The 21,407-nt window shown below is 61.5% G+C and carries 13 protein-coding genes; 1 reads left to right on the top strand and 12 read right to left on the bottom strand.

Annotated features, from left to right (window positions below; genetic code table 11):
* Positions 1 to 6 precede the first annotated feature (6 nt).
* From AO692_RS24605 to AO692_RS24555, 11 genes are all read right to left on the bottom strand, one after another.
* Positions 7 to 1,581 (bottom strand): ABC transporter substrate-binding protein, encoded by a 1,575-nt coding sequence (locus tag AO692_RS24605; RefSeq protein WP_054312704.1) that lies wholly within the window; start codon positions 1,579 to 1,581, stop codon positions 7 to 9.
* Positions 1,582 to 1,892: 311 nt separating this feature from the next.
* Positions 1,893 to 2,885 carry an ABC transporter permease gene (locus AO692_RS24600; RefSeq protein WP_054312703.1) on the bottom strand — a complete coding sequence of 331 codons (993 nt, stop codon included), beginning with the start codon at positions 2,883 to 2,885 and terminating at the stop codon, positions 1,893 to 1,895.
* Between the two features lie 4 nt (positions 2,886 to 2,889).
* Positions 2,890 to 3,855: an ABC transporter permease gene (locus AO692_RS24595; RefSeq protein ID WP_082407536.1), complete on the bottom strand. Its 966-nt coding sequence runs from the start codon at positions 3,853 to 3,855 to the stop codon at positions 2,890 to 2,892.
* Positions 3,848 to 5,494: an ABC transporter ATP-binding protein gene (locus AO692_RS24590; RefSeq protein WP_054312701.1), complete on the bottom strand. Its 1,647-nt coding sequence runs from the start codon at positions 5,492 to 5,494 to the stop codon at positions 3,848 to 3,850. Before AO692_RS24590 ends, AO692_RS24595 begins: the two co-directional genes overlap by 8 nt.
* A gap of 27 nt (positions 5,495 to 5,521) precedes the next feature.
* Entirely contained in the window at positions 5,522 to 7,279 is a 1,758-nt protein-coding gene (locus AO692_RS24585; protein WP_082407535.1) for an ABC transporter substrate-binding protein, read from the bottom strand.
* A 123-nt stretch (positions 7,280 to 7,402) separates the two neighbouring features.
* On the bottom strand, positions 7,403 to 8,620 hold the full coding sequence (locus AO692_RS24580; protein ID WP_054312700.1) for a GNAT family N-acetyltransferase: 1,218 nt from the start codon (positions 8,618 to 8,620) through the stop codon (positions 7,403 to 7,405).
* A gap of 71 nt (positions 8,621 to 8,691) precedes the next feature.
* Positions 8,692 to 9,837, bottom strand: a complete 1,146-nt coding sequence (locus AO692_RS24575; RefSeq protein ID WP_054312699.1) for an LLM class flavin-dependent oxidoreductase — start codon at positions 9,835 to 9,837, stop codon at positions 8,692 to 8,694.
* Between the two features lie 690 nt (positions 9,838 to 10,527).
* Positions 10,528 to 11,607 carry an AbrB family transcriptional regulator gene (locus AO692_RS24570; protein ID WP_054312698.1) on the bottom strand — a complete coding sequence of 360 codons (1,080 nt, stop codon included), beginning with the start codon at positions 11,605 to 11,607 and terminating at the stop codon, positions 10,528 to 10,530.
* A gap of 292 nt (positions 11,608 to 11,899) precedes the next feature.
* A complete protein-coding gene (locus AO692_RS24565; protein ID WP_054312697.1) occupies positions 11,900 to 12,289 on the bottom strand; it encodes a VOC family protein in 390 nt (129 codons plus the stop codon).
* Positions 12,290 to 12,498: 209 nt separating this feature from the next.
* Entirely contained in the window at positions 12,499 to 13,353 is an 855-nt protein-coding gene (locus tag AO692_RS24560; RefSeq protein ID WP_280138664.1) for a sigma-70 family RNA polymerase sigma factor, read from the bottom strand.
* Positions 13,350 to 13,823, bottom strand: coding sequence for a carboxymuconolactone decarboxylase family protein (locus tag AO692_RS24555; RefSeq protein WP_054312695.1), 474 nt, complete (start codon positions 13,821 to 13,823; stop codon positions 13,350 to 13,352). Before AO692_RS24555 ends, AO692_RS24560 begins: the two co-directional genes overlap by 4 nt.
* Before the next feature lie 102 nt (positions 13,824 to 13,925).
* Here AO692_RS24555 and AO692_RS24550 point away from each other — a divergent pair, with 102 nt between their 5' ends.
* Positions 13,926 to 14,585: a hypothetical protein gene (locus AO692_RS24550; RefSeq protein ID WP_152979957.1), complete on the top strand. Its 660-nt coding sequence runs from the start codon at positions 13,926 to 13,928 to the stop codon at positions 14,583 to 14,585.
* A gap of 110 nt (positions 14,586 to 14,695) precedes the next feature.
* On the opposite strand, the gene AO692_RS24545 is transcribed toward AO692_RS24550, so the two are convergent.
* A complete protein-coding gene (locus tag AO692_RS24545; protein WP_054312693.1) occupies positions 14,696 to 21,268 on the bottom strand; it encodes a LysM peptidoglycan-binding domain-containing protein in 6,573 nt (2,190 codons plus the stop codon).
* Positions 21,269 to 21,407 lie beyond the last annotated feature (139 nt).

The raw sequence follows: 21,407 nt of genomic DNA, 5'->3' as shown, positions 1-21,407 counted from the left end.
CCGCCCTTATTTCGCCAGCCAGACATCGGCGAAGTTCTCGTCGGTGCCGAAGCCGGTGGTGATGAGATTGCGGACCTTCCCGCGGTAGAGCGTCGGGAAGACGATGTCGTGCGTCCAGATCAGCGGCACCTCGGCAGAGATGATCTTCTGGGCTTGCGAATAGAGGGCCTTGCGCTTCTCGGCATCGTTCTCATGCCCGGCCTCGACCAGCAGCCTGTCGACCTCCGGATTGGAATAACCGTTCACATTGCCGCCGGTGGTGCCGGCATTGTCGCCCTCTACCGTGGTGTAGGCGTAACTGATGCCGACGGCCGGGTCAGCGGTCGTGTAGACGAAGTTCTGTCCGAGATCGTAGTCGAAGCTGGTGAGCCGCTTGAACCAGCCCGGCACGTCGGCGGCCACGAGCTCCACCTTGATGCCGACCGCAGCGAGTGCCTCCCGTGTGTACTCCGCCTGCCGCTGCCAGAGTTCGCCATAAGGCAGGGGCACGAGCTTCACCGCGAAGCGCACTCCGTTCGCGTCCGGCTTCAATCCGGCCTCGTCGAGCAGCGCGTTCGCCTTGGCCGGATCGTATTCGTATTTCGTCTCGGCCGCCGTGTCCTTGAACCGCGAGAGGCGCGACAGCGGGCCGTTGGTTTCGTGGCCGAAGCCGGCGAAGATCGTGTCGATGATGAACTGCCGGTCGATCGCATGGGCGATGGCCTGGCGCACGCGCACGTCGTCGAGCGGCTTGTGGCGGTTGTTGAGATGGATATAGCCCACGGGCTGCAGCACTTCCCAGCCTGCCTCCGTCAGTTCGACGCCGTCGAGTTCGGCGAGCCGCCTGATGTCGAAATTCTCCACGTCGCCGGCGCGCAGGACGTCCACCTGGCCGGTCTCGAAGGCGATCGCGCGGCTGTTGGCATCGGGAATGACGTGGAAGAAGATGTCGTCGAGATAAGGCTTGCCGTCGCCCCAATAATCCGGGTTCTTCACCAGGTGGATGAAGGAGCCTTTGTTCCACTCCGCGAACTTGAACGGCCCGGTGCCGACGAATTTCGTATTGGCTTCTGCGTTGCGGAAATCGGTCACGCCTTCATAGAGATGGGCCGGCAGCACGGCGGTGTTGTGGACGAAGATGAAGGCCGGAAACGGTGCCTTGAGGGTGAACACCACGGTGTGATCATCCGGCGCGGCGATCTCCTTCACTTCGGCAAGATTGAGCCGCGAACGCGCCTGGAGCGCCGGCAGGAATTTCTCGAAGCTGAAGACCACGTCCTTCGCTGTAAACGCCTGCCCGTCATGCCATTTGACGTTGCGCCGCAGGTTGAACGTGTAGACAAGGCCGTCGTCGGAAACCGTCCAGCTCTCCGCCAGCCTGGGCACGGGCTTCAGGTCCGCGGAATAGGTCAGCAAGCCCTCATAGATCTTGTTGCCGACATAGGTGGTCGGCCCGAGGCGGTTGACGCCGACATTCAGCGTCGGCGGTTCGGGCTGGACGATGAGGTTGAGCGTGCCGCCCGCCTCCTGCGCCAAAGCGCTGCTCCAGGCGGAAAGTGAAAGGACGACGGACAGCGCGAGAGAGCGCAGGAATCGGGACATGTCTGGTCTACCTTTGCCGAGCAGCCTTGGTTGCGTCGACGAGCGCCGCAAGCGGCATCCCGCGATATGTCACTTCGCAGGACCCTGTCCGGGAATGGCCGATGGAACGCCGGTGGCGGCACCTGCCAGCCCACAAACGGCGGCACGAAATAACTATACTAAGATTATAGACAAAATGGACTTCGATAAGCGAAGACACTGCGGCAGCATCCCATCCCGCGAACTATTTTGCCAAACATCCCGACGGGAGTGGGAACGGATTGCGGGAGCCTCCACGTCGGACGGCCGGGGCCGGCCCTTGGCCTACGGACTCATGAAACGCTCGAGGGGTCGCGCCATCGGGCGATGATGTCGACGGCGAAGGTGCACAGGACGAAGCATGCCGCCGCGAAGATCGTCGTCCCGATGACGACCGGAAAATCGCCTTCGAGCGCCGAGTTGATGGCCAGGCGGCCGACCCCATCCAGCCCGAAAATCGTTTCGGTGACGATCGCGCCACCCATGATGACGGCAAGCTCCAGTCCGCCCAGCGTGATCACCGGGTTGAGCGCCGCCTTGAGCGCGTGGTCGTAATAGATGCGCCATTCCGGCAGGCCTTTGGCGCGCGCGGTGCGGATATAGTCCTCGCTCAGCACCTCCAGCATGCTGGCCCGCACCACCCTCTGGAAGATGCCGATTTCAGCGAGCGCCAGCGTCAGCCAGGGCAGCGCCAGATGGCGCGCCCACTCCAGCGGATTCTGTGTCAACGGAACGTAGCCGCTGCTCGGAAACCAGAAGATTCCGTAGTTCGAAAGCTGGAAGAACAGGAAATAGGAAATCAGGATGCCGGACAGGAAGGTCGGCACCGACAGGCCGACATAGGCAACGCCGGAGATAAGGCTGTCGATCCAGGAACCCTGCCGGCGCGCGGCGATGACGCCGAGGATGATCGAAAGCGCCATCCAGATCACCACCGCCCCAAGCGCCAGCGACAGGGTGACCGAGACCTTGGACAGGATGAGGTCCGTGACCGCCGTCTGCTTGCGGAACGAGTACCCCAGCCCGGGCGGCCAGTGGGCGAGCCCCATCGGCGCCCCCTGGATGTCGGGACCTCGATAGAGATAATACCAGAGCTGCAGGTACCACGGCTCGTTAAGCCGCAGCGCATGGGCGATCGCGTCGATCGCCTGCTGGCTGGCGTTGCGCGGCGCCAGCATCGCCGCCGGATTGCGGTAGGCGATGCGTGTGATGAAGAAGGCGATCACCAGCACGATGAGCAGCGTCGAGAGGGCGCGGAAGACCAGTCCGCCGACATGCCGGATCATGGCGTCACCCGCTGTGCCGATGCGGATCGAGCACGTTGCGCAGGCCTGCGCTCAGCGTGTTGAAGCCGGCCACCGTGAGGAACAGCGCAATGCCCGGCCCGAGAAGGAACCAGGGTTGCAGCTGATAGAGCGAGGAACGCTGCGCTTCGGCGATCATGTTGCCCCAGCTTGGCTGCGGCGCCTGCACGCCGACGCCGAGGAAGGAGAGCGTTGCTTCCGCGACAATGTTGGTCGGCAGTTGTACCGCCCAGTAGACCAGGATCACCGGCGCGATGTTCGGCAGGATCTCCCGCACGATGATGCGCGCCTTGGACGCACCGATGGTCTGCGCGGCCTCGACCAGCGGGCTGCGCCGCAGCACGAGCACCAGCCCGCGCGTCAGCCGCGCGAAATAGGTCCACGAGAACAGCGTGATGATCAGCACCACGACCACCGAGGGGGCCACCAGAACCTTGCCGTCGCTGCCGCGGTTCAGCGACAGCAGGCTGAGCGCCGTGACGATGAAGGGAAAGGAGAGAGCGACGTCGATCACCTGCGACACGATGCGGTCGACGCGGCCGGCGAGAAAGCCGCTGATCAGGCCGATCGCGGTACCGATGATCATGGCGAGCGTCGTCGCCGGGATGGCGATGGCCAGCGAGACGCGCGCACCATAGAGCGTTCTCACCAGCACATCGCGACCGTTGCCGTCGGCGCCGAGCGGAAATTCCAGCGTCGGACCTGTGGGCAGCCCCATCTCCGTCAGTGCCGTGTTGCGGAACTGCTCCGTCGGCCCGTGCCCCAGCAGCCATGCGGCCAAGGGCGCCAGCAGCGCGCCGGCGAGCACGAAGACGATGATCAACACCCCGACGCGGAAGGACCGATCGCACAGCAATGCGTCGACGACGAGCGAAGCGTACGACCTGACGACCTCGTTGCGGCCTTGCAACACATCGTCGCCGAGTGCCGCGATGGCACGGATTTCAGCCATGCGCCGCGATCCGTTCCGGCGTCTCCACGCTGCGCCGCAACGCTTTTCCCGGAATCGCATCGATCAGCCTGCGCGTATAGGGATGCCGCGGCGCTGCGAAGACGCGGGCGGTCTCGCCGGCCTCAACGACGACGCCCTTCTCCAGCACGACGACGCGGTCGCACAGTTCCGAGACGACACCGAGATCATGCGAGATGAACAGCAGCGACAATGCCCGTCGCCGGCGCAGCGCCTGCAACAGCGCGATGATCCTCGCCTGCGTGGTGATGTCCAACGCCGAGACGGGTTCGTCGGCGACGATCAAAGACGGCTCGAGCGCAATGGCGCGGGCGATGGCGATGCGCTGGCGCTGGCCGCCGGAAAGCTGCGCCGGAAAACGGTCGAGCACGTCTCCAGGCAGTTCGACGTCGCGCACCAGTTCCTCGACACGACGGCGTATCGCCACCGCGTCGAGCCCGGTGCCGATGATGTAGGGTTCGGCCAGGATGGAGCGGATGCGGCGGCGCGGATTGAGGCTTGCGTAAGGGTCCTGGAAGACCATCTGGATCTGCGACCGCAACTGCCGGTCAATGGCGACGCCACCGGGTCCTGGACGCGAATAAGCGCGATCGCGCAGCGAGATGCTGCCCTCGTCCGGCTGATCGAGACCAGCGACCAGCCGGCCGATCGTCGACTTGCCCGAACCGGATTCGCCGACAAGGCCGACGATCTGGTTTTCACGTATGTCGAACGAGATGTCATTCAGCACCGGCTTGACCAGGGAGCCGTCGGCACGCGAGCGGCCGGCGAAAGAGCGCCATACGCCGTCTATGGAGAGCAGGGGCGGCCCGGCCTGCGGAGCCGGCCGGGACACCCAGGCGCGCGGGATCAGGGCGCCGAGCCGCGCCGAGCCGAGCAGTTCCTTCGTGTAGGATTGTCGCGGTGCCTGGTAGATCAGATCGGCCGGCGCCTGCTCCACCACATGGCCGCCGCGCATCACCGCGACGTTGTCGGCAACGTCCGAGACGACGGCAAGGTCGTGGCTGACGAAGATCATCGCCGTACCGTGTTCTTGCTGGATCCGTTTCAGCAGATCGAGAATCTGGGCCTGCACGGTGACGTCGAGCGCCGTCGTCGGCTCGTCGGCGATGATCACGCCGGGGTTGAGCGCGATCGCCGCGGCGATCATCGCGCGCTGCCGCATGCCACCCGAGAACTGGCGCGGATAGTCGTCCATGCGAGCCAAGGGGTTGTGGATGCCGACATCGGCCAGAAGCGCCAGCACGCGCTCGCGGAGTTCTCGCCGGCTCACCCGGCGGTGGGCGGTGATAGCCTCGCCGATCTGGTCGCCGACCGTCTTCAGCGGATGCAGATTGCTCAGTGGATCCTGGAAGATGAAGCCGATCTCCGCGCCTCGCCTGAGCCGCAGGTCGCGGGCCGGCAAGCCGAGCAGCTCCCTGCCCTTGTGCAGCACGCTGCCGCGAACCCTCGCTGAAGGCGGTAGCAGGCCTGTTGCTCCGAGCAGCGAGGCCGTCTTGCCGGATCCGGATTCCCCCACGATCGCGAGGGTCTTGCCCGGCTCGGCGGCGAAGGAGACGCCGTGGACGATCTCCCTCGATCCGAACGCGACGCGCAGGTCGGCAACGGAGAAGATGGACACGGGCGCCTCCTTGCCGGCTCGATCGGACTATTGCTTGAGCGCGATGTTGGTGATGTCGGCCTGGACCGCGAGCGACGACCACACCCAGTTGGCGAGACGGTCCGAGGTGATCGCGATCTTGCGCTTCTCGAACAGCGGGATCCATGGCAGGTCGGTCGACACCACCTTGTCGGCCTTCGTCCAGATCGGACCCGGCTCGTCGGACGGATAGGCCTCCTTGGCGAGCTTGTTGAGCTCGAGGTTGCTGTAGCAGATGGCGTTGACGTTACCCGTGCCGCAAGGCGCAGCGTCGGAGTTCAGCCAGCCGCCGAGCAGCATGCGCGTGCTGGGCCCCTGCCAGTCGGGCGAGAAGCTGCCGCTGAGCGAGATGTCCCAGCGCGACTTCGGATCCTGGATGTTCGCATACCACTGGGTCAGCGGGATCGGCGTCAGGTTCAGCGTGATGCCGGCAGCCTCCAGATCCTCTTTCAAGGTCACCGCGATCGCCTCGTACTGGGCATTGGCGCGATAGATGGCGTCGAAGGCGATGCCGTTCGGATAGCCAGCTTCCGCCAGCAGCTCCTTTGCTTTGGCCGGATCGCCGCGGAAGCCTTCGGTCGGGTACGGATCGAAGGCTTCGTAACCGAGGATGGTCGAGGTGATGATCTGGGTGAGCGGCACCGCGCCGATCGAACCGGCCTGCGTCTGCACCAGATGCTCGCGATTGACGGCATAGGTCAGCGCCTGCCGGACCTTCGGCTTGCGCAGCGCCTCAGCGCCTTCGCTCTTGACCTCCGGTCGCTGGTTGAAGGTGATGAAATTGGCCGAGCCACTGTTGGTCGCGTGGATATAGGGGCTGTTCTGCGACAGGAAGCGCTGGATCGTCGCGACCGGTGGAATGTCGAGATAGAGCGACAGGTCGGCCTCGCCGGCGATGATCTTCTGGACGACGCTGTCCTCGCTGTTGGCCGTGAAATCGATGACGATCTCGTCGACATAGGCCTTGCGGGCCTGGTCGGACTCGGCCTTGAAGTTCCTGGCCTTCTTCAGGACAAGCTTCTGCCCCTGGTCATAGGTGTCGACATAGTAGGGGCCGCTGGACGGCAGGTTCTTGCGGGAGTCGAGTGAGTCCGGAAAATATTTCGAGGCGATCTCGGACGCCACCGGCGACACGAAATTCATCGAAAGGATGTTGAGGAAATCATAGTTCTTGGTGTCGGACTTGATCACCAGCGTGCGGTCGTCGGGCGCGTGGATCCCGGGAATCTCATGGCTGTCGGTGAAGGCCTTGGTCGCGGCCAGGTCGCCGGTCGGGACCTTGGCGAACTCCTTGCAATAATCGGCGAAGCCGGAGATCGCGAGGTTGAAGTAGTTGATGGCGGCGACCTGCTTGTTGGGATCGCAGAAGCGCTTCACACCGTAGACGAAGTCGCCGGCAACGATCTTCCGCTCGGTGCTTCCGGAGAAGAAGATGTCGTCCTTCAGGTGGAATGTGTAGGTCTTGCCGTCGTCGCTGATGTCCCAGGACGACGCGAGGTCGGGCACCAGGGTGGTGTCTTCCTTGAGACCTGCCGGCGAGCCAGGATAGGTGACGAGCTGCCGCGTCGTCGCGCGCAGTATCTGCCAGGAATCGATGCTGTATCCGGTGAGCGGGTCGAAGGCGTCCAGATCGGATTGGATGGAAGCGATGCGCAGCGTTCCGCCGAATTTCAGCTCTTCTGCCTGGACGGTGCCGCCCGCCATGAAAAGCAGCGAGACCCCCGCCGCAAATCTCTTCCACGTCCCGAACGCCAATATATTCGCCATCTCGCTCTCCGATACTCGGTAAACCCAATATTTAATTTAATTAATGAAGTGTAAGTTCTAGTAGATACAATAATCTATTTTATGTATTCTATTTTAAATTCATTTTTGTTTTTTCAATACATATCAAAACATGGTTCCGGAATGCGGCAGGAACGGAACCGCAAACAGAGCGTCGAGCGCTTCCACAGAGACCCTGTCGGCCGAGCCCAGCCGGCCTGCCTGTGCGAGCTGCCACCATTTCACGCCGCCGAGATAGGCTGCAGACAGTGCCGCAATGTCGGTCGACACCGACGCAGAGCGGTTCGTGCGCTCGGCGCCGTGCGACGAGATGCGGAGCCGGGTCGCATTGTCCGGCAGAACGGGATCCACGACTTCCAGAACGATGCTGTCCGGTCCCGCAAAGCTGCGCGAGGATAGAGCCTTCTCCACGTCCAGCAGCCTAAGCCAGGTTTCGTCGCGGACGGCAGTGACGCGTACGCTGCGGAAATCCTCGAACAGCCACGGCAGCGGGTCGTCCGCCGGCCGGCTCCAGAAGAGGATGCGGTGCGGCAGGTCGACCGACAGCAGATGCGCGACCAGAGCCACATATGTGGCCGGATCGTATGCCACGACGTCGTCGACCACGATGGTGCGCTCGGAACTGGTGAACCAGGTGTCGAGCCCCACCGGATGATAACGCACGAAGCCCGTCTCGGCCCCTTCCCGCCCGTGCACGGCGACATAGGCTGGCGCAGCGCCCTTTGCCTGCCGCAACGCCTGGAAATCCCACCAGTAGTCAGAGCGCGCGATGATCCCCGGACGCGACGGGGGCTGACGTGCATAGATCCGCTTCAGGACGGGCCAGGCTTCGTCGGCATCGACGAGGCGTGTCGAGCCCGAGGCCGCCACGCCGGAACGAAGCCGAGCCCGCTGCGTGTCGACTTCGAAGCTCACGGATGTGTTGGCGATCGCATAGCCGAAATGGCCATAGATCCGCGCGTCCGAGGCGCGCAGCGTCGCCACGGCCTCGCCCTGCTCGCGCGCAGCGCGGAGCTGAGTCCTGAACAGGGCCGTCGCCACGCCCTGCCGCGTGTGGGTCGGCAGCACGCCGACATGGGTGACGGCAGCCTGCGGCAGCCAGGCGCCGCCCGGCACGGCAAGTCGCCCCGAATAGGAGTCGGTCGTACCGACGAGCGCTCCGTCGGCAAAGGCGCCGTAGGTCCGCTCCGGCTCGTACAGCCTCTCCAACAGCGCGTCGTCGATCGGGCCGATCGGCGGCAATCCGACCATGGCTGTGCGGAAGGTCCGCGCGGCCTGCGCAAGGTCTGCCTTCCCGGTCAGCAGGCGTATATCGACGCTCATGATGCTTTTCGCCTGATGTCCGGCATTCCGTTCATGTTCCACTGTGGCGGTCCGGCCGGCGCCGAACCTCGTCAGGTTGCGAGCAGCCCCTTCGACTTGAGGATCGCGAAAGCGCCCTCGGCGAAATGGTAGGCCTCCTCGACATGCGGCTGCCCCGACAGGATGAAATGGTCGAAGCCAACGCTATGGTATTCCTCGATCAGCGCCGCCACCTGCTCGTGGCTGCCGACGATCGCCGTGCCGGCGCCGCCGCGCACCAGGCCGTAGCCGGCCCACAGATGGGGCGATATTTCGAGATCGCGCACACGCGGCGAGGTCGGCAGCCCGGCATCGCCACCCGCGTGCAGCGCGTTCATCCGCTGCTGGCCGAAGGATTCCGTGCGTGCGAGGATTGTCTGCGCCTGCGCGACACGCTCCGGCGTCAGCTTTTCCAGGAGCCGCTCGGCCTCCCGCCAGGCCTCGTTCTCCGTATCCCGGCTGATGACGTGCAGACGGATGCCGAAGGTGAGTTTGCGGCCATGGCGTGCAGCGAGCTCCTGCACATGGGCGATGCGCGCGGCCTCCGCGCTGGGGCTTTCACCCCAGACAAGGTAGGTGTCGACATGACGGGCGGCGACATCCTGCGCGGCAGGGCTGGCGCCGCCGAAGAAGATGGGCGGCAGCGGCCATTTGCCGAAATCGATCTGCGCGCCCTCGATGCGATAGTGCCGGCCCGCGAAGTCGAAGCGCCTCACGGATTTCCCCGGCTGGGCGACCCCGCGCACGACCTCCAGGAATTCGCCGGTGCGCTCATAGCGCTGGTCATGGCCAAGGTAATCGCCAAAACGCTTCTGCTCCAGCGGATCGCCACCGGTGACGACGTTGAGCAGCAGCCTCCCGCCGGAGATTCTCTGGAAGGTCGCGGCCTGATGGGCGACCAACGTCGGCGAAATGAAGCCCGGACGGAAGGCGACGAGAAACTTCAGCCGCGTCGTCGCCTGCGACAGCGCCGCCGTCGTGATCCAGGCGTCTTCGCACCAGGTGCCTGTCGGCGTCAGCACGGCCTCGAAGCCGAGCGTTTCCGCCGTCTTGGCGATCAATGTCAGATAGTCGAGCGTTGCTTCCCGGAAGGTCGAGCGCGACGGGCCGCGGGCGAGATGGGAATCGTCGCCCGAGCCGACGATCTCCCGACTGTCGCCGTTGGTCGGCAAATACCAATGGAGGTGGATGCCGCTCATGCCACAGCCTCCGCAACGGCGTCACAGATGGAGTGGTCGCGCACCACCGCGCCGGGATGGTCATGGCGCAGCCGACGCTGGCCCCGCATTCTCTCCCACACGCTAAGCGATCCACACTCACAGGACTGATCCGCAGGATGAGGCCCAAGTCCCCAGGCCGCTTGCGGAGTGGCTAACATAGGAAAGTCGTTGAGAACGATGAGGGATCGCGACATGGGCTATAGGGGAATGATGCTGTTTCGAATTCATCTATCGAATTAGTATACATTCGGAGTTGCTGCGTGGGTCATTTTGCTAAATGTCGTGCTGTTCGTAACAATCAGTTGCGGCCACACTCGCTATTCGATGTGAAATCGTTGAGGCATTGAGCGGCAGCTTCAGGATCGTAGCGCCTGCGCCCGATTGCCCGATATGAGGCGCAAAGCTGCTATCCGTGCTGCCCTCAATGCCTGGTCCTCTGTCACGACAGACCGAATTGGGAATGTTCGCAAGTCGTCTGCTCGCGCAACAGGCATGTTGCGAAGCAATCGTCGCTGTGGCCGCACGATATCAAATTGAAAGACGCTCTCCGTCACTTCATGCAGCAGAATGGGTCCGCGCCGGAAACCCGAAGAGGCTCCTCGCCGAGTGGAGCAAGGCTTACAAGAGCAGAGCTGGTCGAAGATTGTGGGCCGCCTTGCGCCCCGTCCTTCAGCGCAGCGTTCGAGCAACCAGCCGGGACACGCTGGGGCCGGCCAACAGAACCACGAGGAACCGCGCGGCCTGCAGCGCCATCACGAAGGAAAGATCCACCCGATCCGATGCCGCGGCAATGATTGCTACCGAATCCATGCCGCCCGGGCTGGTCGCCAGATAGGCGGTGAGCGGATCGACATCGAACATCATGACTATCAGCCAGGCCATCAGACCGCAAAAACCCATCAGCACGAGAATAGCGGCGATGATCGGCGGTAGAGCCCTGGCAGCGTGCCGCACAGTGTGGATTGTGAAATTCAGCCCGATGGTCCAACCGATGGCGACGTAGCTCACCGCCAGCAGCCATTCCGGTATCTGCATCGTCAACCCAAGCGCAAGATGGACAATGCTGCCAAGAATGAAAGCGCCGAGGAAATACGGCGACGGCAAACGCCCGATCCGGCCCGAGAAACCGCCGACAGCGGCGACGACCAAGGTTATGCCGAAGGCCAGCCAGTCGAGCGGCGGAAACCAGGGGATTGCCGGTTCAGCCACGCCCGATTTGTCCACCCACAGCCGCGCCACGGCAGCTGCCGCAATAGTGACGATCACAACGCGCAGATATTGCATGAAGGCGACCAGTCGCTGGTCCGCCCCGAATGCGCCCGCCATCAGCACCATTGCAGTAGACGCTCCCGGCGCTGAGCCCCAGACGCCGGTCGTCCCTGGCAGAATGTCGAGACGGCTGATCAACCAGCCCAACAGGCTGGACGCTGCCAGCGTGGCCACCACGACACCCAGCACAAGCAACCATCCTTCGGCCAGCGTCGAAAAGATGCCAAGAGAGATCGACCCCGCGATCAAACAACCGATAATCGCCTGCGCCCCCGCAAATGCCATGCGAGGCACTCGCACGGTTGCTCCATTGACGCCTGCCACGATCCCCGCGACCAAAGAACCAATCAGCAGCGCCGCCGGCAGATGGATCAGCTCAAGCAGAACAATCAACACCAGCGTCAACGGGATCAGCACCATCCATTGCGATGGCTTGGCAAGGACAGCAAAGCGGGAGGGCGACTCAGGATTAATGGTCATGCAAGGCTTATAATACCCTTACCGGCTACCGAGCAGTAATCTCCCGCGCTTGTTCGCGACGCACATGCTGCGATCGAGTCGCGGACGAAACCAGTGGAGCCGTCCGCACTCTATTGGCTATCGGACAAAAAAGGCCGAACGCGGCAGACATTTCTCGGAGGCACTACCCATGTTTGCCTCGGATCACGCTTGTGATCACTCAATATTCAGCCCATCGACCCCCGGCCTGAAGGTCCTGCTATGATCTTCAGGCCGCTTGGTCGCATTACGGTTTCGCTCCGTAAATCAGTTGCTATCGCTTTTGCTGTCTCAGGGAAACGCGATTGCCGTCCGGATCGATGGCAGTTGCTCTTAACCCGAACGGATATTCTTCGGGCTCGGTCTCGACCAATTCGACACCGCGTGCCTTGAGTTCAGCGAAATCCCGCTGAAGATCTTTCGATTCGACAAACAGAAGACCAGGCACCGAAATCGCCGGGGCACCAGGGGCCGCTTCTCCCCTACCCGCCTTGCCCGGCCAAAGCAGGATATCGAAGTCCTGACCCTCGATACCGATGGTCAGGAAGCGCCCCTCCGACCATGTGTTATCGGCTCGTTTCTGGAACCCCAGGCCGGTGTAGAATTCCAGCGCTTTTTCCTGGTCCGACACGAACACGGTTGCGAACATCACTCTGTTGAACATCTTGCGTTCCTCATCCTGGTTGATTGTGAAGGGAGACGCTGTGTTGACGATCGGGAATCCGCGAATGTGACATCCAGCGAAATAATGTCTGGTTGCTGGGCCTGGCTTCGGTGAAAATACGTCAGAAGCACCCCATACCAGCTTTCCGGTGTTGATATGGGCGACGCCTCCGCAGCGGAGGATCGAGCTGCTTCCGATAGCCAGCGGCGCTAGTGAAGATGCTGTAATTTGTCGGGATTTCCCACGACGTAGATTGCCACGATTTTCCCATCCTCGATTTCGAGCGCGGTCGTCGAAAGCTCGCCATCAGCCTCGATCGAGAGGAAGCCGGGCAATCCGTTGACGAAGCCGGCGCGAATGAGTTTCGAACGATTGCCCAGGAAGAGACCCGCCAGAAATTCATGGACCCTCATGACGGCATCGAAGCCCAGGATCGGCTCGATGGAAGCCGGGCGCTTGCCGCCGCCATCGGCATAATAGCTGACATCGGCCGCCAGCATCGCACCAAGCACCTTCAAATCACCGTTGCGCGAGGCGGTAAAAAATGCCTCGGCGAGCTCGCTACCGCGCTGTTTTTCCACCTGGAAGCGTGGCCTCGCCTCACGGACGTGAGCGCGAGCTCGCTTGGCCAATTGACGGCACGTCGCGGGATCGCGCTGAATTGTCTCTGCAATTTCTTCAAATCCCTGACCGAACACATCGTGAAGCAAGAAGGCTGCGCGCTCGAGAGGGGATAGCCGTTCCAGTGCAAGCATCAACGGCAACGTGACGTCTTCTTCCTCGTCGAGGACAGGGTCCGGAAGCCAAGGGCCGACATAGGTCTCGCGCTGGCGTCGCACGGTCTTGAGCTTGTCGAGACAGAGACGCGTGACGGTCCTGCGCAAGAATGCCGCCGGCTCCCGCACCTCCGCGCGGTCGGCGCGCATCCAGCGGATGAAGGCGTCCTGCACCATGTCTTCGGCGTCGGCCACCGAGCCAAGCATGCGGTATGCGACCCGGACGAGCATAGGACGCAATGGCTCGAAATCCGCCGCAGCGTCCTCGAATGACGCCCCCGTCGTCAAGCGACCACCACCATGGCGGAGGGCTTGCCCACTGCCGGCTCGGCCCAGCCACCAAAGCCGACAGCGATGCGATTCCACCCATTGATGACATTGATTATCAAGGTAAGGCTGACCTGCTCCTCCTCGGTGAACACAGCCTTCAGTGCCTCGTAGGCACGTTCGTGCTCATGGCCTTCGCAGAGACGCGTGAGAGCCTCGGTCCAACCGAGTGCGGCGCGTTCGCGATCAGTATAGCAAGGTGCGTCACGCCAAGCCGGCAACAGGAAAATGCGCTGCTCGGTCTCGCCATACCCGCGAGAAGGGATCGAATGCATGTTGGTGCAGACGGCGCAGCCGTTGATCTGGGAAGCGCGCGTCTTGACCAGTTCGGCGAGTGCAGGATCGAGGCTATCGGATATGGCGACGGCAGCGTCGTACCAAAGCTTCATCAGCGCTGGAGCTGCAGCGACGGGGTTGAGCCTGGCGGCCATGATCGATCTCCTTCTGTCGTTTCCGACTTCATGACGATCGAGAATCCTCGAATGTGACTCGCGCGCAGTTTTTTCCAGCCGCCGATGGACAGGAGTGAGCTCATGAGTTCTCTCAACCATGGCAGATTTGCCGCTCGATGCTTCAAAGCGCTGGCTGCGAAAGCGCAGCTCATAGCTGATGAAATTGCATTTTTGCGGACAATGGTAGTAATTTACGGTCTTGAGGTTGCAATGACTTTATTCCGTTTCACGAAATTCGACCGCCTGTGCATCGCTGTGTTAGCGTGGGTTCTCATCCAACCTTTTGCGACTGCGGATACGTTGGCGGCGCAACCCGACAATCTACACCAATACTGCCGCAAGGCCGGAAACGACGACACGGTCCGAGACTACAGGCACGATCTTTATCGCGGAACTGTCGAAGCCTTCAGGAAACTGTTTCCCGAGGCCAAGGACACGCCCGACGATTCCAGTTTTCAGACGCAAGCCCAGTACCGCTGCATGAATGGAAAGGTCATGGTCTGCTTTGTCGGAGCCAACCTGCCCTGCGCGAAGATGAATTCCACGCGGAACAATCCCGGAGCCGACGGCTTTTGCCGGGAGAACCCCGACGCCGACTTTGTTCCCCTCGCTGCAACAGGGCATGATGCCGTCTATTCCTATCGGTGCCGCGACGGCAAAGCGGAAGTCACCGACAGTGCATGGGAACTCGACGGTCGCGGTTTCGCGAAGAAACTCTGGATCAAATTGCCTGATCGATGATCTGCAGCTCGCATCGCGACTGAAAACGGGCTGCAGACAGACGTTGGCCCCGGAAGACAGAGCTTTATTTTTGCGGCCGTTGCGGCGTAAGCGCCCTCGCAAACATCCGCCTATCCGATAGGAAGATAGATCCTGTCCCCTTCGAAAAGCAGCGACGGATCGACGATGTGATCGAGATTCAGCATGACGGTTGCAGCCGTGTCGCGCCGGGAACCGCGGGCTATGCCGCCAAGGGTCTGACCTGGCTTGACCTCGACCCACTCAAAGCCGTTCTGCTCAAGTTCGGGATTGACTCGCCCTTGCGATGTCCTGCCACCTTCAGGGTGCAACATGGTGTAGTCATCGGCAACCCAACCCTGGCGGCGGCTGCCATCGGTTGCGTACCCCTCGACGGGTACCCAGAAGCGCCGACCATCCGCCATGGGTTCGCCCGTCTGCTGGACGAATGTATCCGGCTGCAGGATCGCGACGATTTCAGCGTCCTGTTCCGGCAAGGCTCTGAGGTTCAGCCCTTCGTCCGCTGTAACGACCAGCTGCGAATATTCGCCGGCATGTTCTTCGGGCTCAGGTTTCGTTTCGGGCTCGGGCGAGAAGTCAGGCGGAGCGGAGCTTTCTTCATTTCTTGACGCCTCCTCTTCGGGGTCTGGATTCAGACTGTTGTAGGCGAACAGCCCCATGCCGATGCCGAACGCTCCGAGCGCGATCTTATCCATGAGTGCCCATCTCTTATCGGCTTTCGCTGCCGCTGCGATGTCCTCGTCGGTTCTTGGTATGTCACGACGATATGTATTGTTCTTGCGGACCGCAGAAGCGAGAAATTCGGCACTGCCGAGGGTAAATATTGTTCCCGCAGTGACCGCCGATGGGGAGCTCAGCACCTGCGTCGTGTAGAAAGCAGAACCACCCAAATAGGCTATGTTTCCAATATAGTCGCTGGCAAAGCCAAGGCCGGATCGCGCGCCCATGGCGTCATAGGTGGACTTGGTGCCGAAGATGGAGTTGCCGAGCGTAAAGGTGCCGTTGACGGCAGGATTGGCACCAGTGTCCAGAAAAGGCGCGGCAGAGCCTGGAGAAGTGACGATGAACGAGATGCCGTTGGCCCCATTCAGGAACCTGCCCAGCTTGGTGTGAGATGCCGTTGTCTTGGGAAAAAGCGCTTGCGCGGTGAACGCCAATCCTCGCCAGGCGAAACCGACGACCGCGGCCTTCGCCATCCAGTCCGGCGGGAGCGAACTCCACAGCGTGTAGGATGAAGCGCCCATCGGATTGAAGATTTCCGCCGCGTTCTGCAGTTCCCGGGCCTGTGCGGATTTCAGAACCAGATCCACCGTTGCCTTCTGATCAGCCGTCATGTTCCCGGCATGCGTTTTCTGGAACGCCACCAGTTGCGGGACGCTAAGCGCGTCCCATTGTTTGGACATCCAGGTGAACTGCACGGGCGTGAATTTACGGAATTGCCCGGGGCTGACCAACGCAAGCTGATCTCCTGGAATGGTGCTGATCTGTGGCTCGGCAAGCGACTCGATCTCTGGAAGTGTCAAGGTTTCCAGGTCTTCGTGGGTGTGCGGTTCGACCTTCTGCGCTTTCGGCCACGAGATCGTACCGGGGTTCGGCACCTGCGGGCTGGGTCTTGTCGTCAGATGCTCGGGAACCATGATCAGGCTTGTTTGCAACCCACCTTCCGAAGCGATGTCTACAGGTCCGGTCTTCTTGCTGGATTTGTCTTCGGCGGAACGAAGCGCCGGCGGTATCGTCGGCGCGTTCGGATCGCTGGATTGACCGGCCCCTTCCGGATGAAACGCCGCGCTCAGGCTTTGCGGCCTGCTTTGGTTGCTTTCGGGCAGATTGCCGTCCGGTGGGATCGACTGGTCGGCTTCCGATGAACGCTTGAAAGCTGATCTATCTCCCGAAGCAGTCATGCCATCCCGACGTGTGAGATCGCCATGGTCGTCCGATACACCGTCTGCGGCGGTCGCCTTGACTGGACGTTGGTCAACAGGCGAGGTTAGCACCCTCTCGGTACGGGAATAAGGAAGCACTCGATCGCCCCTCCGCTGCCCCTCGATGGACGAGAACGACTCCATGACGACGTGATCTCCGAGATCCGTCATGAAGAACACATCCTCAACTCTGACAACCCCATCCGTTTTTTCATTCAGCTTCAGAGCGACATCCCTATACCTCTCTAACTCGGTCGGCTTGGCGTCACCGGGAAACACCACGAAGTGCCCCAGTTGGTCGCGATCCGTCGGAAAATGCTGCTGTTGAAGTCTGATTTGCTTCGCGTAGGAATTGAGCTTGCGGTTATCCGGGTCTCTGACGTTTTTCACCTCCACCCCGTAGAAGTGACTTCTCGAATTTTGGACAACATCCAGATAGGCATCTGGATTTCCATGCGGTGAATCAGGCTCATACGTGATGAGCCTTCCATTGAGAAATCGCGCTTCGCCCTGCAGGTCGGGATACAACCACGTCAGCGCTTCACGAACGCGCCGCTCGAACACCATGCCCGCCGCATTGGCAAGTTCGCCGTCCGCAAATTTGTGGATCTTCGACACATATTGCAGGCGAGTCTCAGCCGCATCCAGTTTGGCCGTAAGCTCGGCAACGAGGTGATCGTTTCCGGTCCCTTGGGCTTTGTCGCGACGATCCTGCAGCGAGATAACCTCAATCGTGGCTCCCTCGACTTCGCTCTTCGTGTGATCGAAGAACCGCTGCACTCCCGCCAGATCGGATGAGCTGGGCTGCCATGCCTTATGTCGCTTGTCCTCGTTTTTGTATCGATCGCCTTGATTGTATTTCAGCCGAATTCCTGACGGGCGATCTGAATCGGTTGGAAGGACAAGGTCGTGAACGTTTTTCGCCTCGGTCTGGCCTGGGAGGATGAGTTCGGCCGGGTCGCCTGGCTTGATTTGGCCAGGCATGACCAGTCTGGTCGAAGCGTTTGACGAGACTGTTGAAAGCTGGCTGGCGCTGTCCGGTATCGGACGGTTCTGCTGAACAAAACGACCGGGATGGCCGGCAAGATTCATGGCCACGCCGGGTACCGTCTGGATCAAGGCGACGACCACGTCATCCTCAGTCATGTCACGGCCATCGATGAGGGCCGAAGCTTTGAGGATGCCGAGATTGACCCCGAAGTCGACGACCCCTTGGGCGAAGATCTCGGCGCTCCAGCGCCCGACTGAACGTCCGCCCGCAGCGACGGGGACAGACGAAAGCGACTGGAACGGGATGACACCGGAAACAAAACCTGTCGCCGGCGCCGAGGCTATGCCGAGCAGGGCTCCTTTTGCTGCCTGCCGCAACGCCTCGTCACCTTCGGCAGTGCCGAGCTTGCCTTCAAACCCGACGCGTGAAAATTCAATGACAAAGCGCCCAACACCATCAATGGCCTGGCTGGCCGTCGCTGCCGTGGCGTTGACTGTTCCCATCTGGGCAAGATTCTTGGCGTTGAATTTAGTGGCGCCTGTGGTGGCGGTCTCAATACCGACCTTTGCTGTCAAAGCCCGTGCCGTCGCCATGCCCGCTCCCGTACTGAGACCGGTCACGCCCGAAGCGCCGAGATCGAGCCCTTCATCGAGAAGTGTGGTCTTGACGGTGTCCCAACTCACCCTCACCTCAGCCAGGGATTCGTCATAGCCGCCGAGCGCGCGCAAAGACGCAGCGGTTTCCTCGCCCAGCGGCGAGGAACCACCCAGCAGCCATTGCATCCCGAGACCCAGCAGTGAGGAATGGCCGTCTTCATTGATGTCGCGGCCATTGCGAAGGCCGTCGACATCGTTGGCCGTATCCCATGCCTCGTAAACCAGCGCGCCCGCAGAAGCCCCGGCTACAATGTTGCCGGTGCTTATGGTGACCACGGCAGCGGTAAACATGGCGGACGCATCACGCCCAACGGCTTCGATCGTCGCCCAGGTTTCGTCGGCCTCTTCCACCTCCTCAGCGAGCCTGATCCGCATCGGATTCGTGGTGATCAAAAACTGGTCGAATTCTGCGGCAAAGGCCGTCGCATCGATCTCGTCGCGCTCCAATCTGCCTTGCAGCCGCTTGGCATCGTCAAGCCTGGCTTGCACCTGGGCGCGCGCATCATAGGCGTCATCGCCGAACGCCTCGCCCCAAAGGTCGCGTAGCCACGAATGATTGTCGATGCCGTCATTGATCTGGTCGAGTTGCTGCTGAAGATCGGCAATCTCCTGGCCGCTGGCAGCGTTGAGATCATTCCCCAATGCGATGTCGTCGAGCGCAGCCAGCAACGAGCCGCCCCGGGGCGCGGAAGCAGCAAGCTCCTCGCGCTGTTCGGCACGATATTCGGCCGCCCTTACGCTGCTTTGCGATGTTGTCTCGCCCAGCGCGTCAAGCCTGGCTTTCAACTCCGGATTGTCTTTGCCCCACGCTTCCAGCCAGTCCTTGGCAGCGTCCACTTTTGCCGCCGAACCCGCGATCTCGAGATTGGTCAGCTTGCGTTCCAGCTCGAGACCGTTCTTTTCGTCGAACTCGTCCTCGGCCTGCCTGCGTTGCGGATTGAAGTGGCGCACGTCACCGGGCTGGGAAAGAAGGTGATTGGTCCGATCGACCCCGTAGTCGAGATTGACCTTTTGGACTTGCAGCTGCAGAAGCAGGTCGTTGGCCGCATCAAGCTCGGCCTGCGCCGGTGCCACACCGGCATACTCCCCAGGGTTGGCCTTGCTCCATGCGGCCTTTTCACCTTCCAGCTTGCCGATCTGTCCCTCAACGATCCCCATGTCGGCATCCGTTAGCCGGACTTCCGCCTGTTGAAGATCCCGGCTCGCCCGCAGCTCCGCGTCGCTGGCTGCCTCATAGGCTTGCCAGGCCTTGCCTTCTTCGCTGGTGTAAGGCGAATAGTCCTCTTCGGCTGCCGCCACCTCGATGTTGCGCCAGCCTTGCTCGAACCGGTTCCATTGTTCCTCCGCACTCAGCGCGTTGAATTCCGCATCCGCGCTGTTCTGCTGCTTGAAGGCCTCGAAGAACGGCTCAAGCTGTTGCCGCGCATCTGCAAGCGCTGTCTGCTTCGCTTGAAGTGACGCGTCCGCCTCGGCCACCTCGAGGCCCGCATTGGCGGCGGTGAGCTGAAGACTGGCCGAGTCGGCCATATCCATGACCTTTGCCAGAAACGCATCGAGCTTCTCGATTGCATCCGGCGCCCCGCTATAGACTGCGCGGGAAATTTCCAGTGCCTCGTTGTAGAGCGCTTCACCTCCGCTCGATGCGGCCCCGTCGACAAGCTGCGCCAGGAAATCAAGATCAAGCTTTGAGCCGGTGCCCGAAACGGCGGCTTCCTTCAATGTGTGGATGTCACCGATAAGCTTGCCGATCGCCTCTTGCTGGAAACCGGCCCAAAACATGTTTGCCCGAGTCGAGGCCGTCTGCGCTGCCTTCTGTGCAGCAGCTTCGGCTTGATCGGCCTCGGTCTTGGCGTCGGCCAGTTTTTCCCTCAGCGAGGGCACAGCGTCCGGATCACGCTTTTGCGCGTCCCGGATCTGGTCTTGCAGCGCCGCGATTTCGTCCTTGTGCGGTTCGCTCTTGGCCTCACCAGTTGTTTTGCCCGCCTTTTCGGCCTCGCTATAAAGATAGCCCAGCGCCCCGGACAGCTCGACCGTCGTCGTGTCACCGCTCTGCGGATCGGGGATATGAACCTCAAACGTCGAATTCTCGTCGATCATCCGCCGATCCGACGTGCCGTGGCGGATGTCTTGTATCTCGACCACCAGCTTGTTTGTCCTGGGATCAGCAAGCTCGATCGTCGACGTGTAGGCGTTGTCGCCGGACGCCTCGGTCTGGTTGATCTGAATCCCATCGGCTTCCAGGATCGACAGTACAGTCTCTTCGCTGAGCTGCTGCTCGCTGGCCACCTGGGCAACGCTCTTGCCATCCTCGAAGATCGACTTCGTCAGGTCGCTGCCGCCATCACCCTTGATCTCAACCGTTTGCCCTTCCTTCGTTGTCACCGTGATGGTCGTTTGTGTCCCATCCTCGATGACGATTGTCTCGCCAGGATGGATGAGATCAGGATCGCGTGGATCTGTGAAAAGTGCCGGATTACTCTTGGCCAATTCTTCGAGGGTGATGCCGTGGGCCTTGGCGATGTGAGTGAGGTTATCGCCCGGTGCTACCACATAATCGACCGGCTTGCCGTCATTCACCGGTGCCGTCGTCGTAGTTATCTGCCGTCCCTCAGCATCGGTCACGGTTTCGGCGACAGTGCCGTCCTGTTGCACCGTGGTGGTGATTTCATTGCCCTGATCGTCGACCCCCATGGTCGTGACAGCACCCGTTTCGCCGTTCTTCGTGTTCCCGGCGATCACAGTGTCTGACATCGGATCGATGATCTTGGTCGAACTGGTGTCTCTATTTTTGTCGGCTTCAACCTCTACCTTCAGCCCTGCCAATCCGACTTCGGTTTTGAGCTGTGTTTCCGTAATTCCCAACCCGATTGCGATCTGCCTCAGGCTCTTGCCTTGCGCGACACCATCGGTGATCGCCTTGCCGTGGGGCGAGTTTTTCAAACGTTCATTCGCGGCAGCAACCGGCCGGTTTGCCGCCGCCGCAGTGTCTCTCCAAGCCTTCTCGGCAGCCTGTAGTTTAGCGACCTCGGTTTTGGGGCCCAGGTATGCACCATTGCGATATTTTACCCTGCCGGCCAGATCGACGAATTGAACCATTTCAGCACCTATCCGCTTCGTTGCGTTGGGTGGCCTGGCAAAGCGGACACGAACACCGCGCATAGGTCGCCAGCAAGGATGGACGTTCACCACACAGGCGGACGCACCTTCGATCGGGTTCAAGATTGTCAAAAAAACG

Origin of the sequence: Mesorhizobium sp. 1M-11, from assembly GCF_001303895.1 — a bacterium.
Classification (GTDB): Bacteria; Pseudomonadota; Alphaproteobacteria; order Rhizobiales; family Rhizobiaceae; genus Mesorhizobium.
This window is presented reverse-complemented; position numbering and strand designations above follow the sequence as displayed.